Origin of the sequence: Flavobacterium psychroterrae (assembly GCF_018380615.1) — a bacterium.
Taxonomy (GTDB): Bacteria; Bacteroidota; Bacteroidia; order Flavobacteriales; family Flavobacteriaceae; genus Flavobacterium; species Flavobacterium psychroterrae.
The window spans coordinates 137333-152532 of the sequence record NZ_JAGYVZ010000002.1; the positions used below are offsets into that span (position 1 = coordinate 137333).

The following is a 15200-nucleotide window of genomic DNA, read 5'->3' on the forward strand; positions in this document are numbered from 1 at the left end:
CACATTTAAAATACTCACAAAACTTCATCATTCATAGTTAATTGATGAAGTTTTTTTTTTGCCCAGACAATGAAAAGAATAATTTTACTCAGCCTATTTTTTGTATTTGCGCTTGCAAATATTGCTACTGCACAAACGAAAGTGAGTGGAATTGTTTTGGACAAATCGAATCAGCCTGTTCCGTTTGCCAATGTTGTTTTTAAAGGATCAAACACAGGAATAGTTTCTAATGAAGACGGACGTTTTTACTTAGAATCCCCAACTACGTATACTGCTTTACTAATTACATCAGCAGGATTTTCAGACAAGGAAGTTCCGTTAGAAAAAGCGGTGAATTATGATTTCAAAATAGTTTTAAGCGAAGCTGAAGCACTTAATGAAGTTGTAATTTTTACCGGAAAAACTTCAAAAAAGAATAATCCGGCATTAGATATATTGAGAAAAATTTGGGAACGAAAACGTAAAAACGGGTTGTACCAATTCAATCAATATCAAATGCAGAAGTACGAGAAAGTAGAGTTCGATATGAACACGATTGACAGTGCTTTTATGAAAAATAAACTCTTCAAAGGAATGGAGTTTGTGTTTCAACACGTTGATACATCTGATATTACAGGTAAAACTTATTTGCCAATTTTTATCAACGAATCATTATATGATGTTTACGGAGATAATAAATTAAAGAAAACAAAAGAAAATATTACCGGAAGCAAAACTTCTGGATTTAATGGAAATCAACAGATTTTATCTTTTGTAAAAGATCTTTATTCAGATTATAATATTTACGACAATCACCTTAAATTTTTTGACAAGAGTTTTACAAGCCCGCTTTCAAGAACCGGAATTGACGTTTATAACTATGTCCTGAAAGATAGTGCTTACATTGATAAAAAATGGTGTTATAATATTGTTTTTTATCCAAGACGTAAAAACGAATTGACTTTTAAAGGAGATTTTTGGGTAAATGATACCACTTTTGCGATCAAGAAAATTAATATGGCAGTTACTAAAAGTGCTAATATTAACTGGGTAAAAGATATTTACATCGAACAAGAATTTGAAGTAGAAAACGACTCCGTTTTTCTATTGACCCGCGATTATATGATGTCTGATTTTGCTTTGAATAAAAAAGAAAAATCAAAAGGAGTTTACGGTAAAAGAACCACCTTATATAAAGGACATAAATTCAATATTCAAAAACCCGAAAGTTTTTATAAACAGGAAGTCAATTACATAGACAACGCCGTTTATGACCGACCAGATGAATTCTGGGAAGAAAACCGTTTTGAAAAACTGAATAAAGATGAACAAGGTATTTATAAAATGCTTGACACTTTGCAAACTGTCAAGCGATTTAAGCAGCTTTATAGCTTAGTTTCTATTTTAGGAAGTGGTTACGTCGAATTTAAAAACTTTGATTTCGGACCAATATTCTCCACATTTGGTTACAATGAAGTCGAAGGTTTACGAATCCGTGCAGGAGGAAGAACCTATTTTGGACCAAATGACCCATGGCGTATTCAGGCATATACCGCGTATGGTTTTGACGATAATAAATTTAAATATGGAGTTTCCGGAAAATGGATGGTCGATAAAAAAAATCGGGTTATTATTTCAGGAGGAAACAGGCGCGATATTGAACAAATTGGAGCCAGTTTAACCACGACAAACGATATTTTAGGACGAAGTTTTGCTTCTTCGGCATTATTTACAACAGGAAGTAACGGAAAATTAACCAACATTAATTTAACTAACGTTTCGGTTGAAATGGAACCTATAAAGAACTTTGTTGTTCAGGCTGGTGTTTCGTACCGAACGCTAGAATCGGCTTCGCCAACTTTTAGTTTAGATTATTATACCACTTTGCCAACTGCAGCAAATCCTGCGGGAGTTATTGCAAGTGCAGTAAAACAATCAGAAGCGAATATTCAGTTTGAATATATGCCAAACCGTAAAACAATTGGTTTTGGAGTAGAAAGAGATTTAGTAGACAGTCCGTTTAGTCACTTTTTTGTCAATTTTAGTTATGGACTTAAAGGAGTTTTAGATAGCGATTTTGCCTACGAAAAAATACAGCTATTCTATAAACAACCTATTATAATTGGACCATTAGGAAGATCAAATATAATTCTTGAAACCGGAAAAACCTTTGGTACAATTCCGTTAGGATTAATGAGCGTAATTCCGGGAAACCAAACTTATTTCACCATTGAAAATACGTTTAGTAACTTGAATTTCTACGAATTTATTACAGATCAGTACACCACTTTGCAATGGAATCATGATTTTGGCGGACGATTATTCTCCAGAATTCCATTTATGAGAAAATTAAACTGGAGAGAATTTGTAGGAGTAAAAGGAGTTTATGGAACTATCTCAAACGCAAATAGAGCCATAAACGCATCAGATCAACCGTATAATGCGCCAGAAAATGTGTACTGGGAATACAACGCCGGAATCGGGAATATCTTTAAGGTATTTCGTATTGATTTCTCCTGGAGAGGAAGCTATTTAGATACACCAGACGCTAATAAATTTGCAGTAAAAGGATCTTTTGGATTTTATTTTTAAAATACAAGACTAAAAATAATCTCGCAAAGACGCCAAGTCGCAAAGTTTAATTTCTTGCTGCTTGGCGTTTTTGCTTGACATAAGACCCTAATCTTGTATATCGGTCGTTCACGAAACCCGACAGGTTTTTTAAAACCTGTCGGGTTTACTAAGCGTAAAGACTGCGTAAAAAACTTTGCGTCTCTGCGTCTTTGCGAGATTCTTTTTTATTTAATTTTGAAATAGACCTAAAATCACGTCATGCAAGAAGCAATCGATTTTCTATCCACTAAAAATTCCATATTTCAGGAAATCATCGAGAAATATGGATTACCGCAAATTCCAAAACGTCCACAGGGTTTTGAAACTTTAGTATTGCTGATACTCGAACAACAAGTTTCTATAGATTCGGCGAAAGCCACATTTTTAAAAATAAAATCATATACAAACTGTAATCCTGAAACAATGTCAGTTTTATCAGATGAAGAGTTTCGTGCTTTGGGAGTGAGCCGGCAAAAAACAAAATATATTAAGATTTTGGCAGAAGCCGTTTTAAACAAAGAGTTAGATATTGAAAGTTTTGCCACAAAATCAGCAAAACAAGTCAGGGAAGAACTCATCAAATTAAAAGGAATAGGAAATTGGACGATCGATATTTACTTAATGTTTTGTCTTCAGGAACCGGATTTGATTCCGTTAGGTGATATTGCAGTAATAAATACCATCAAAGAATTGCTCAATATTCACGACAAACAAGAAATGGAAATCCATGCAGTACAATGGAGTCCGTACCGATCTTATGCAACATATTTGCTGTGGCATTATTACTTAAACAAGAGAAACAGGAAAATTACCTATTAACTGTCTGTTATTTAAAAGAAAAGTAGATAGATTAATGTAGTTTTTTATTGTAAAAAAGGATTCTTTAGTTACTTTTGCAATCGAAATTATAGAAATAATAAAAAACGAAAATGACCGCAGACAAACTAACAACTTTCGATGTATTAATCGAAATACCAAGAGGAAGCAGAAATAAATACGAGTACGATTTTGAAATTAAAAGAATGCGTTTTGACAGAATGTTATTCTCTTCAATGATGTACCCTGCAGATTACGGATTTATTCCGGAAACTTTAGCACTTGACGGAGATCCTCTTGATGTATTGGTTTTAGTAAACGAACCAACTTTTCCAGGATGTGTTATGGAAGTAAAACCAATTGGTGTTTTTCACATGGCAGATGATAAAGGACCAGATGAGAAAATTATCTGTGTACCAGTTTCAGATCCAATCTGGAATTCATTAAATGATCTTTCAGATATGAATCCTCACTTAGTAAAAGAAATCGAGCATTTCTTTCAGGTTTACAAAGATCTTGAAAACAAAAAAGTAGATGTTGAAGGTTGGGGAGACGTAAACGAAGCTTTTGCAATTATTGCTGAGTGTACAAAACGTTTTAACGATATTGAAAACAAACCAGAGGGATTATTTAGTATTAAATAATTTTAACCCTGTTCTATTATAAAAAAAGCAATATTCCGTCAGGAGTATTGCTTTTTTGTTTAAATTCGTTTTAGTTAGTTTATTGAATATTAACCAATAACCATTAAAATATTATGAACGAATTTATGATTTACTTGCCAATTGTCATGGCAATTATAGGATTGCTTTTCATGGGAATAAAAAGGACTTGGGTTTTAAAACAAGATGCTGGCGATGGCAAAATGAAAGAGATTTCAGATTACATTTATGAAGGTGCTTTAGCCTTTTTAAAAGCCGAATATCGATTACTTACCTTTTTTGTAATTGGTGCAAGTTTAGTTTTAGCCGGAATTTCTTTTATTGTTCCTACTACACATATATTAATAGTGGTGGCTTTTATTTTCGGAGCATTTTTCTCGGCTTTAGCTGGAAATATGGGAATGAAAATAGCCACTAAAACAAACGTTAGAACTACGCAGGCAGCACGTACAAGTTTGCCGCAAGCCTTAAAAGTTTCTTTTGGCGGCGGAACCGTAATGGGTTTAGGTGTTGCAGGTTTGGCGGTTTTAGGACTAACAGGATTTTTTATTATTTTTTTCCAGATATTCATGCATGGCGTTTGGACTTCATCTGAAGACATGACCAAAGTTTTAGAAACTTTGGCAGGGTTTTCTCTTGGAGCAGAATCAATTGCTTTATTTGCCAGAGTTGGTGGCGGAATCTACACAAAAGCAGCCGATGTTGGTGCTGATTTAGTAGGTAAAATTGAAGCAGGAATTCCAGAAGATGATCCGCGTAATCCCGCAACAATTGCAGATAACGTAGGAGATAATGTTGGAGATGTTGCAGGAATGGGAGCCGATTTATTTGGCTCATATGTTGCAACAGTTTTGGCAGCAATGGTCTTAGGAAATTACGTAATCAAAGATATGGGCGGAAACATTCAGGATGTTTTTGGCGGAATTGGTCCAATTTTATTACCAATGGCAATTGCCGGTTTCGGAATCTTATTTTCGATTATTGGAACGACATTGGTGAAAATATCCGATGATAATGCCAAAGAAGCACAAGTACAAAAAGCATTAAATATAGGAAACTGGGTTTCGATTGTGTTAACTGCAATTGCCTGTTTCTTTTTAGTACGATATATGTTGCCGGAAACGATGCAAATGAGCTTTTTTGGAGAAGGTTCTAAAGATATTTCCTCAATGCGTGTTTTCTATGCCACTATAGTTGGTTTAGTAGTTGGTGGAGCTATTTCATCAGTCACAGAATATTATACAGGATTAGGTACAAAACCAGTTATGGCAATTGTACAAAAATCATCTACAGGAGCAGGTACAAATGTTATTGCAGGTTTGGCAACAGGAATGATTTCTACTTTTCCAACCGTAATTTTGTTTGCAGCTGCAATCTGGATTTCATACGCATTAGCAGGGTTTTACGGAGTGGCGCTGGCAGCTTCTGCAATGATGGCAACAACGGCAATGCAATTAGCAATTGATGCTTTTGGACCAATCTCTGACAACGCCGGAGGAATTGCCGAAATGAGCGAATTACCAAAAGAAGTGCGTACCAGAACAGATATTTTAGATTCAGTTGGAAATACAACAGCTGCTACCGGAAAAGGTTTTGCAATTGCATCTGCAGCATTAACTTCATTAGCATTATTTGCAGCTTATGTAACTTTTACAGGAATCGACGGGATTAATATTTTCAAAGCACCGGTTTTAGCGATGTTATTTGTGGGTGGAATGATTCCGGTAGTATTCTCGGCTTTAGCCATGAATTCTGTTGGAAAAGCGGCGATGGATATGGTTTACGAAGTGCGTCGTCAGTTTAAGGAAATTCCCGGAATTATGGAAGGAACCGGAAAACCTGAATACGGAAAATGTGTTGAAATCTCCACAAAAGCCGCTTTACGCGAAATGATGTTGCCTGGAATTCTAACAATAGGCTTTCCAATTGCGATTGTACTTTTAGGTAAATTAGTTTATGGAAGCAACAATCAATTAATTGCCGAAATGTTAGGCGGATATATGGCAGGAGTTACCGTTTCAGGAGTACTTTGGGCAGTTTTCCAAAACAACGCCGGAGGTGCTTGGGACAATGCAAAAAAATCTTTTGAAGCCGGAGTTCTAATCAACGGAGAAATGACATATAAAGGCTCTGATGCACATAAAGCAGCGGTAACCGGAGATACAGTTGGAGATCCGTTTAAAGATACTTCCGGACCATCGATGAACATTTTAATTAAATTAACTTGTTTGATTGGTTTAGTAATTGCGCCTATTTTAGGCGAAGGTCATTCTTCTCAAGCAAATATTCCGCATTGTGGATTGCCTCCTAAAGAGATGAAGTGTTGCATGAAGAATGAAATGCATGCCGGAGGTGTTTCTAAATGTGGAGATTTATCCGGAATGACAAAAGATGAATGCATCACGATGTGCAAAGAAAAAGGTTGTACTGCCGAAGAAACTGCAAAATGTTTAGCACATTATGATACAAAAGGAAAATATACAAACCAAAGAACAGATTGTTTTGATACAAGTAAATACGATAAAAACCGTGTTGAGGTAAATTTATCTACTACAAACGGCGTAACAGTAGGAACCGTAACTAAAACCGAAAACGGAAAAACAACTACAGAAGTTTATGAAGGAACAGAAGCTGAAGTAAAAGCAAAAATCGAAGCAGCGAAGTGATTTAACGATCCATTTATCCTAACAGGTTTTCAAAATCTGTTAGGAAAAGTCAAACAGTAATAAAAAATGCCTCTAAAATTTTAGAGGCATTTTTTTATTACTTTAATTCGGGCATTGGATAATGTATTTCTTCATATTTCTCTATGAGTGTCACTAAAGCATCTAATTCTTTAGCCTCGTTTGTATTTGGTTTAGCCTCAAAAAGAATATTTACTCTTGATAAAGCTAAATCGTAATCCTGCTCTGTTTTAATTGATATAATTTCCATTTCTATAATTTTAAATTGTAATATCTCTATCCCTTCATTGCTCCCATTGCGCTGCGCATTCCCATACCGTATAATAAAATACCTGCAAAGAAAAGAGCAAGTAAAAGTGCAATAATTAAATTAATCAATCCTATAATCCATGTTTTTTTTATTTTTGTTTTTCTGCTTAAATAAAAAACATAACATTGAATGAGAAAATAAACAAACAATGGTATCCAAAAACACATTTCAAATGCCCGATTGTCAGTTATAAAAATGGCTAGAGATACAGCAATAATACAAGATACAAGGCTGATTACAAATATTCTGGTTTTAGTTATAGACATAATAATAGAGTTTAAAATAAAAAATCCCGACAGAATCAGGATTTTGAGTTATATGGTTTTTATGAATTAAGAATTTGTTTCTAAAACAATCCATTTAATTCCGCATCAATTCTATTAATTATATTTCCTAAATCTTCCGGATTATCTACAAAATTAATGTTATCAACATCAATAATTAATAATTTTCCTTTACTGTAAGTCTGAACCCAGGCTTCGTATCTTTCGTTCAAACGGCTTAAATAATCGATAGAAATAGAGTTTTCATATTCTCGTCCGCGTTTGTGAATTTGCCCGACAAGATTAGGAATAGAACTTCTTAAATAAATCAATAAATCAGGAGCTTTAACCAATGATTCCATTAATTCAAAAAGAGAAGTATAATTTTCGAAATCACGGCTCGTCATTAATCCCATTGAATATAAGTTGGGAGCAAAAATATAAGCATCTTCATAAATCGTTCGATCCTGAATAATTTTCTTACCGCTTTCACGAATCTGCAATACCTGACGGAAACGGCTGTTCAGGAAATAAATCTGCAAATTAAACGACCAACGTTCCATTTGATGGTAAAAATCATCTAAATACGGATTGTCAACGACATCTTCATAATGAGGTTCCCATTTAAAATGTTTGGCTAATAATTTAGTCAGAGTTGTTTTTCCAGCTCCTATATTTCCTGCTATTGCTATGTGCATTACGGTGTTACGATTTTATAATTTGTTATTTCTTTAGCTGTAAAAATAGATAAAATTTGGTCTTTGTAGCAGAATTTATCAAACGATTTTTCTAAAATTTCAATTTGAGAAAATGCATTTGAATTTGTACTTGTAATGTCTTTAAAATACAACAAATTAGCTTTGCTGAAAAGATATTGATGGTTGTTAATTATCTCGATGGAATCAAAATCAGAAACCTTTCCTAAAGAAGTTGTTTTTCCGAAAATATCACAGGAAAACCAGTTGTTTTTTTTATCAATCCAATAAAAAGTATTAAAATCAGTCTGGTAATATTTTATGGTTTCTATTAATGGAGTTGAAACCGTTTTGTACTCGTTTTTGAGATAATCAAAAAGGCTAATTTGCTGGTTTAATGCATTGTAAATCCAAAGTTGGTTTTGTGTTGACATTCCGATTGCTGAAACTACAATTGGCGTATTATTTAAGGAAAAATTAATTTCAGTGATTTTATTCAGTTGATTGTCTAATAAAACTACGGTATTAAAATCTTCGTAAAACAAAACTATTTTAAGCGGATTTTGCAAATCGACTTTAGTAATGTTTCCTAATGAGACATTTTTATATTCAAAAATCTCTTTTCCTTTAATTTTACTAAAGACATTGTTTTTTATCTGATAACAAAATCCAAAAGAATCATAACCTAAAAATTCATCAGCATCAATTGTAAAATGAGAAACTGAAGGCACTGTTCTTTGACTTTGTGAAAATACAGCCGAAAAAGAACAGCAAATAAATAAAAGATATAAAAAAAAAGATGCCGTTTTACTCATTAGAATTGTGTTTCTGAAGAGCCAAATTACAAAAAACTAAAGTAGTAATCGCGAAATGCCGGAGAATTAGTCGTTAATCTATTTATATCCTAATAGTCTAAGTAATAGTCGATTTTGTCTATATCTTATAGGTATTGATATATTTAACTTTCGGGATTTTAAAATAAACAATACATTTGAGTATAAGTTTTATTGAATTAACTCAATTTTAAAGAAAACGCGATGAAAAAAATAATCTATTATATATCCTTAATGCTTGTATTTACTCAAATGCAGGCACAAAAGGACTTTCAGGGAATGGCTGTTTACGAAACAAAAACCCAAGCACCAAAATTTGAAGGCATGAAAGGAAATCGGGATATTACGCCGGAAATGCAGAAAAATATCGAAGAGCGAATGAAAAAAATGCTCGAAAAAACGTTTATCCTGAATTTTGATAAATCGGCTTCAATATATAAAGAAGAAGAAAAACTGGAAACTCCCGGACAACAAGGCGGGGGAATGCGTGTTATGATGAACTCCTTTATGGGCGGTGGCGGAACTTTTTATAAGGATGTAAAAACCAAATCCTATACAGTTGACAAGGAATTTATGGGAAAAGAATTTCTTGTGATAGATTCTTTGCCGAAGTTAAACTGGAAAATGGAATCTGAAACCAAACAAATTGGCGGTTATACATGTTATAAAGCAACGGCGGTAAAAGAAGCCAGTAAAACTGATTTCAGAAACTTCAGACCTAAAAATAATGACAATAAAAAACCTGAAGAGAAAAAAGAAGATGTAAAGAAAACTTCGGGAGAAACGAAAACCAACTTCGAGGATAATTTTGAAATGCCAAAAGAAGTAACAATTACAGCTTGGTATTCGCCGGAGATTCCAGTAAATCAGGGGCCTGAAAATTATTGGGGATTACCGGGTTTAATTTTAGAAGTAAATGACGGAAGAACAACCATTTTATGTTCAAAAATTGTTTTGAATGCAAAAGAAAAAGTTGAGATAAAACCATCTAAAAAAGGAAAAGTAATTTCTCAAAAAGATTATGATGACACTGTAATTAAAAAAATGGAAGAATTTAGAGAAATGAATCGTGGTCGTGCAGGTGGACCGCCACCAATGATGGGAAGATAAGAATTCATAAAATTCCAATTTTCAATTTTCAATTTTCAAATTCCAAATTCCAATTGCTTCGCCTGTTGTTATTGCTCGGGTTTAAATTCCAATCTTTTTAAAATGAACAAAATACTTTGTTTCGTAGCCTTTTTATTGACTTCTGTTTCCTTTTCTCAAAGTGTTCGTTTTGATGGTTTTATTCAGGACGAACAAAAAAATCCGTTGGAAATGGCCAATATTATGGCGGTTAACAATTCCACAAAAGCAATGGATTCATACGGAATCACGAATGATAAAGGGAAATTTCAGTTAACTTTAAAACCTAATACTTCTTACTCTATCAAAGTAAGTTATCTGGGCATGAAATCGAAAGAAATTTTGGTTGCTACACAAACTTCAAATATCGTTCAGAACATTGTTATGGATGATACCGGAATTGAACTTGAAGGCGTTGAGATTGTTCGTGAAATGCCTGTTTCTATAAAAGGTGATACTATTGTATATAATGCCGATTCGTTTAAATCCGGAACAGAAAAAAAACTGGAAGATATCCTGAAAAAATTACCAGGCGTTGAGGTGAATGCCGATGGAGAAATTGAAGTTGAAGGAAAAAAAGTGAGTAAATTAATGGTCGAAGGCAAAGATTTTTTTGACGGAGATACGAAACTCGGCGTTAAAAATATTCCAGCTGATGCAATTGATAAAATTCAGGTTTTAAGAAATTACAATGAAGTTGGCGCATTAAAAGGTTTAGAAAACGATCAGGATAATGTGGCGATGAATATTAAGCTGAAAGATGGTAAAAAGAACTTTTGGTTTGGAGATGTAACCGCCGGCACCGGAGTTGGAGAACTTGACAGCCGTTATATTATTAATCCGAAATTGTTTTATTACAGTCCAAGATACAGTATTAATTTAATTACCAATTTTAATAATATTGGCGAATTACCCTTAACGGCTCAGGATTATTTTAAGTTCACGGGAGGATTTAAAAATATGATGAAAAAAGGCGGAAGTAATTTTAATGTTTCATCAAATGATTTAGGGATTTCGATTTTAAGAAACAATCGCGCCAAGGAAATTGAAACGAAATTTGGAGCGACAAATTTTGCTTATTCGGTTACCAAAAAATGGAATATTAGTGGCTTCGGGATATTATCGACTTCAAAAACAGATTTGGAAACAAAATCTCAAACTACGATTTTAGATTCCGGAGATCAACAAAAACGTGATGAAGAAACGCATCAAAAAAATAACCTGGGACTTTTTAAATTGAGTTCGACTTATAAACCAAATGACAAATTTCAATTTGATTACGACATCTTAACAAAACTGTCCAAACAAAATGAAGATACAGAATTGCTGCGTGAATCGGTTGTGAGTAATGTTTCGAATTTAGAAACAATTTTGACCAATAAAAAACAAGATCCAACATCCATAAATCAAAACCTGAGTTTGTATTATACACAAAGCGACAAGAATATTTTTGCTTTTGAAATGCAGCATTTGTATCAGGATGAAAACCCATTTTATAACGCAAATTTACGTACTCAGCCTTTTAGTTTGGCGGGTTATACTTCAGGACAAGAAAGAAATGACCTGAATCAGGATCGATTTGTGAAAACGAATAAGTTAGATGCAAAACTGGATTACTATTATATGGTAACGCCAAAAAGCAATATCAATATTACGTTAGGAAATACATATTCATATCAGGATTTTAATTCTCATATTTTTCAAATGTTAGATAACGGAGATAAAAATGACCTGAATAGTGCCGAAAATAATAACAACGTCAATTATAATTTTAATGATGTGTTTTTAGGGTTTCATTACAAAATCTTATCGGGTAAATTTACCTTAACTCCGGGTGTCAGCGTGCATTCGTACACAATGAAAAACACACAATTAGCAACAGATTATTCGCAGAATTTCGCGAAAGTATTACCTGATTTTTTTGCTTTATATCAAATCAAAAAAGCTGAAACGCTGACTTATAATTTTTCATTGTCAAATGATTTTACAGATATTAATCAATTGGCTTCAGGTTATGTTTTATCAGATTACAGTAGTTTGTTTCGCGGAAATCGTTTGCTTGAAAATGCAACATCGCAAGTACATTCGCTCAGTTATTTTAAATATAATATGTTCAATTTTGAGAACATTTTTGCCAATGCAACGTATACTAAAAAAGTTGACGCAATTAAAACCAAAGCCGATTTTGAAGGAATTAACCAATCTTCGACGCCTTATAATTCAAATCTGGCAGATGAAACTTTTACCGGAATGGGCAATTACGGACGTTCTTTTTTAAAAAATTATAAAGCTTCGGTTAATGCCACTTTCAATTGGTCAAAATTCAACAATATCCAAAATGAAGTATTGGCAACCACAGAAAGTTTTAGTCAAAGTTATACGGTAAAAGCTTCAACAAATTATAAAGGATTGCCTAATATTGAGTTTGGTTATAATGCTTTGATTAACAAATATAGCGGTTCAACGTATTATACAGATAAACCTTTTGCAAGATTAGATTACTATTTTCTGGACAGCTTTGCGTTTGTTTTAGAATATGAGTTTTACCATTATTACAATGGCAACAAAACGGTCAATAACGAATATGATTTTTTAAGCGCCAGTTTAATTTATCAAAAAAAAGACAGCAAATGGGAATACAAAATAGCGGCTACCAACTTACTAAATACCAAATATCTTAATGATGACAGTTTCTCGCAGTTTTCTACAAGAGTTTCTCAGTATACCGTGCAGCCACGTTACATCATGTTTTCGATGAAATATAATTTATAGTGACCCGTTTTGGTGTAATTATTTTAAACAGATAGTCCCGATAGCTATCGGGACTATCTGTTTAATTGAACTTTTATTAGTTACATCCAACGGTTATAGTATATATTAAGTATCTATTTCGAATTTTAAGAGACTTGGTTTTGATAATAATCGAATATCTTTACGTTTAATATTAACAAGCCAAAATTTATATTATGCGCAATTATATAGGGAGTTTCTTAGCATTCTTTTGTTTAATATCCGTTTCTTTTTCTCAAACAAAAACTATTGAAAAAGGATCTTATTTGTCTACAAACAAAGGTCAAAAAATTAAATTGAATTTATTGGAGGATAATAAATACGAGCTGGTTTTTTATTCAGGTAATTATGAAGTAAAAGGTGATTCATTATTATTTACTCCAAGTGCAAAATCAGAAAATGGTTTTGAACTTGCCTTTAAAAATGATAAAAAAGCCAAAAAAATAAAAATAAAATTCTCAGATGCTGTTTACTACTATTCTTTTTATGTAGGTACGCAAAAGGGTTCAGGCAATGTTCAATATCAACGATTGTCTGATATTAAGGATAAAGTAAACCCTCAGGGTGATAAAACCGATGTGGATTTTGAAATTGAAAAAGCAGATTTTTTGTATCTGGTTTATGAGCAATATGGAGGAGATGATAGTAAAGTTTCAAAATTTGCTTTACCAAAAGATGTTTCAGAAGTTACAATCAAATATAATTTAGACGCTATAGGTGATTTGAATATTTCAGGTTTTTATAACCCAAAAACAAATGAGCTGATGATTTCTGAGCAATCAGGAAAAAGTCCGTTGGTTTTTCGTAATGCAAAAGATGTTCAGCCCGAAAAAACATCCCAAATAACTCCTTTAGAAAATAAAACAATTCCTAACTGGACTTATCCGGGCAAAGAACCTTTGGTAAATGATGATTTTGGTACTGCCGTTGATTCTACCGTTGTTGAAACTGATCCTCTTCCTGCAACATATGATTTTAAATTAAAAATCGAGAACAATTTAAAAAGTGCTCTTTCATCAAACAAATCAGCTAAAAATAAATTTTTAGTAGTTGCAGTTGATAGCAAAAATACTTCGGCGAAAGCTGATTTTAATACTTTTATTAAAGATCAGGAAACGCAAATAGGATATACAATGTACGATTCGTATCATCCGGAATATGACATGTACAATTTTTATTTGGCTACAGCCGATGATAAAAAATGGTTGAAAACAAATAAAATTCCAGATCCAAGTGTGGTTATTTTAAATAATAATGGAGATGTTTTAGCGGTTGCAAAATCTAATTTGACAGAGAAACAATATCAGTTTAATTATTATGACGGACTTTATAAAAAATTACAAAGAACAGAAGGATTCTCTGCTTTTAATAAAACGGTAAAAAACAAAAAATCTACAGATGCTGATTTAATTCAGGCTTTTAATAAAGTTGCGGTTCTTGAAACAACTTACGAATATGAAACAGAATCAAATGATGAAAATCCAACTGAATTTAAGTTTGTAAATACTACTCTGGATAAAAAAGAAGTGAATCAAATCTGGAAAAATCTAATTACAGCACATCAAAAAGATACAAAACCCAATATGTATCTGGTTGAAACTATTTTGAAAGAAATTAAAAATCAGGGATTTTCTAAACAGTTTTTTAAAGATGATAAAGTTTTAAACGATACTGATTTTCTTTCGATAGATTATTTGATTAAACATTATGACGCTATAGATGCAGAACGCGCAGCATTTAATGCAAAAGAAGGCGAAACGCATTTAATAGGAAGTTTGAATACTGAAATTGCGGGAGCTTTACAGCAAAATAAATATGTATCTGAAAATGATATTGCAGCAGATAAAAATGAAGCCAAAACAATTTCGGTTTATAAAAAGTTAATTGCTGGTGGAAAAGGAAACTTTGAGGCTTATCAAAATTACTTCACATTTCTGGAAGAAGCACAAGATAAAGACGGTTCTAATACTAATTATTTAAAAGAATTCAGCACTTATTTTAATGCTAATCTGGCAACAGATAAAGGAAGCGTGATCGAAAAATTAGACGATATGTTTACGTCATTAGATCCAAGTTCTGATTATTCGTATAACGGATGGAACTCCTTTAAGGAATACCATTCTAATTTGGCTAATTCGGCAGCGTGGACAGTCGTTTCAAAACCCGGAAATACCAGTTTTATAAAATCTGCAATTACATGGTCAGAATATAGTTTACTGGTAGCAAAAAACAATCCATACTATTTAGATACGCTGGCGCAATTATATTATAAAGACGGGCAAAAGCAAAAAGCAATTGAAACACAAACTCTCGCCGTTAAATATTTAACCGCTGATGTAGAAGAGGAAACAGCAATTGAAATAAAAGAAACGTTAAGCAAAATGCAAAATGGAACATATTAAAATGAGAAAGCCTTTGAAAATAATT

11 protein-coding genes are annotated in these 15200 nt (G+C 32.9%); 7 read left to right on the forward strand and 4 right to left on the reverse strand.

What is annotated here, in order from left to right:
* Window positions 1-69 precede the first annotated feature (69 nt).
* The 4 genes from KHA90_RS02460 to KHA90_RS02475 all read left to right on the forward strand — a co-directional run bounded on the left by KHA90_RS02460 (window position 70) and on the right by KHA90_RS02475 (window position 6736).
* Window positions 70-2571 (forward strand): DUF5686 and carboxypeptidase-like regulatory domain-containing protein, encoded by a 2502-nt coding sequence (locus KHA90_RS02460; protein WP_213294799.1) that lies wholly within the window; start codon window positions 70-72, stop codon window positions 2569-2571.
* A 240-nt stretch (window positions 2572-2811) separates the two neighbouring features.
* On the forward strand, window positions 2812-3411 hold the full coding sequence (locus KHA90_RS02465; protein ID WP_213294802.1) for a DNA-3-methyladenine glycosylase family protein: 600 nt from the start codon (window positions 2812-2814) through the stop codon (window positions 3409-3411).
* Window positions 3412-3521: 110 nt separating this feature from the next.
* A complete protein-coding gene (locus KHA90_RS02470) occupies window positions 3522-4052 on the forward strand; it encodes an inorganic diphosphatase (protein ID WP_042566140.1) in 531 nt (176 codons plus the stop codon).
* Window positions 4053-4165: 113 nt separating this feature from the next.
* Window positions 4166-6736 (forward strand): sodium-translocating pyrophosphatase, encoded by a 2571-nt coding sequence (locus tag KHA90_RS02475; RefSeq protein ID WP_213294805.1) that lies wholly within the window; start codon window positions 4166-4168, stop codon window positions 6734-6736.
* Window positions 6737-6833: 97 nt separating this feature from the next.
* On the opposite strand, the gene KHA90_RS02480 is transcribed toward KHA90_RS02475, so the two are convergent.
* From KHA90_RS02480 to KHA90_RS02495, 4 genes are all read right to left on the reverse strand, one after another.
* Window positions 6834-7004: a hypothetical protein gene (locus KHA90_RS02480; protein ID WP_213294806.1), complete on the reverse strand. Its 171-nt coding sequence runs from the start codon at window positions 7002-7004 to the stop codon at window positions 6834-6836.
* Window positions 7005-7030: 26 nt separating this feature from the next.
* Window positions 7031-7330 (reverse strand): hypothetical protein, encoded by a 300-nt coding sequence (locus KHA90_RS02485; RefSeq protein ID WP_213294815.1) that lies wholly within the window; start codon window positions 7328-7330, stop codon window positions 7031-7033.
* Window positions 7331-7410: 80 nt separating this feature from the next.
* Window positions 7411-8025, reverse strand: a complete 615-nt coding sequence (locus tag KHA90_RS02490) for a deoxynucleoside kinase (protein ID WP_213294823.1) — start codon at window positions 8023-8025, stop codon at window positions 7411-7413.
* Window positions 8025-8837 (reverse strand): hypothetical protein, encoded by an 813-nt coding sequence (locus KHA90_RS02495; protein ID WP_213294826.1) that lies wholly within the window; start codon window positions 8835-8837, stop codon window positions 8025-8027. Before KHA90_RS02495 ends, KHA90_RS02490 begins: the two co-directional genes overlap by 1 nt.
* 222 nt (window positions 8838-9059) lie before the next feature.
* Between KHA90_RS02495 and KHA90_RS02500 the strand changes: the two genes are divergently transcribed.
* The 3 genes from KHA90_RS02500 (at window position 9060) to KHA90_RS02510 (ending at window position 15175) form a co-directional block, all read left to right on the forward strand.
* Window positions 9060-9965, forward strand: coding sequence for a GLPGLI family protein (locus KHA90_RS02500; RefSeq protein WP_213294829.1), 906 nt, complete (start codon window positions 9060-9062; stop codon window positions 9963-9965).
* A gap of 102 nt (window positions 9966-10067) precedes the next feature.
* Window positions 10068-12755 carry a carboxypeptidase-like regulatory domain-containing protein gene (locus KHA90_RS02505; RefSeq protein WP_213294833.1) on the forward strand — a complete coding sequence of 896 codons (2688 nt, stop codon included), beginning with the start codon at window positions 10068-10070 and terminating at the stop codon, window positions 12753-12755.
* 194 nt (window positions 12756-12949) lie between these two features.
* Window positions 12950-15175, forward strand: a complete 2226-nt coding sequence (locus KHA90_RS02510; RefSeq protein WP_213294836.1) for a hypothetical protein — start codon at window positions 12950-12952, stop codon at window positions 15173-15175.
* The last annotated feature ends 25 nt before the right edge of the window (window positions 15176-15200 follow it).

Excerpts from the sequence above, each read along its gene's own strand:
- KHA90_RS02460 (WP_213294799.1), top strand. The coding sequence starts at position 70 with ATGAAAAGAATAATTTTACTCAGCCTATTTTTTGTATTTGCGCTTGCA.
- KHA90_RS02465 (WP_213294802.1), top strand. The coding sequence starts at position 2,812 with ATGCAAGAAGCAATCGATTTTCTATCCACTAAAAATTCCATATTTCAG.
- KHA90_RS02470 (WP_042566140.1), top strand. The coding sequence starts at position 3,522 with ATGACCGCAGACAAACTAACAACTTTCGATGTATTAATCGAAATACCA.
- KHA90_RS02475 (WP_213294805.1), top strand. The coding sequence starts at position 4,166 with ATGAACGAATTTATGATTTACTTGCCAATTGTCATGGCAATTATAGGA.
- KHA90_RS02480 (WP_213294806.1), bottom strand. The coding sequence starts at position 7,004 with ATGGAAATTATATCAATTAAAACAGAGCAGGATTACGATTTAGCTTTA.
- KHA90_RS02485 (WP_213294815.1), bottom strand. The coding sequence starts at position 7,330 with ATGTCTATAACTAAAACCAGAATATTTGTAATCAGCCTTGTATCTTGT.
- KHA90_RS02490 (WP_213294823.1), bottom strand. The coding sequence starts at position 8,025 with ATGCACATAGCAATAGCAGGAAATATAGGAGCTGGAAAAACAACTCTG.
- KHA90_RS02495 (WP_213294826.1), bottom strand. The coding sequence starts at position 8,837 with ATGAGTAAAACGGCATCTTTTTTTTTATATCTTTTATTTATTTGCTGT.
- KHA90_RS02500 (WP_213294829.1), top strand. The coding sequence starts at position 9,060 with ATGAAAAAAATAATCTATTATATATCCTTAATGCTTGTATTTACTCAA.
- KHA90_RS02505 (WP_213294833.1), top strand. The coding sequence starts at position 10,068 with ATGAACAAAATACTTTGTTTCGTAGCCTTTTTATTGACTTCTGTTTCC.
- KHA90_RS02510 (WP_213294836.1), top strand. The coding sequence starts at position 12,950 with ATGCGCAATTATATAGGGAGTTTCTTAGCATTCTTTTGTTTAATATCC.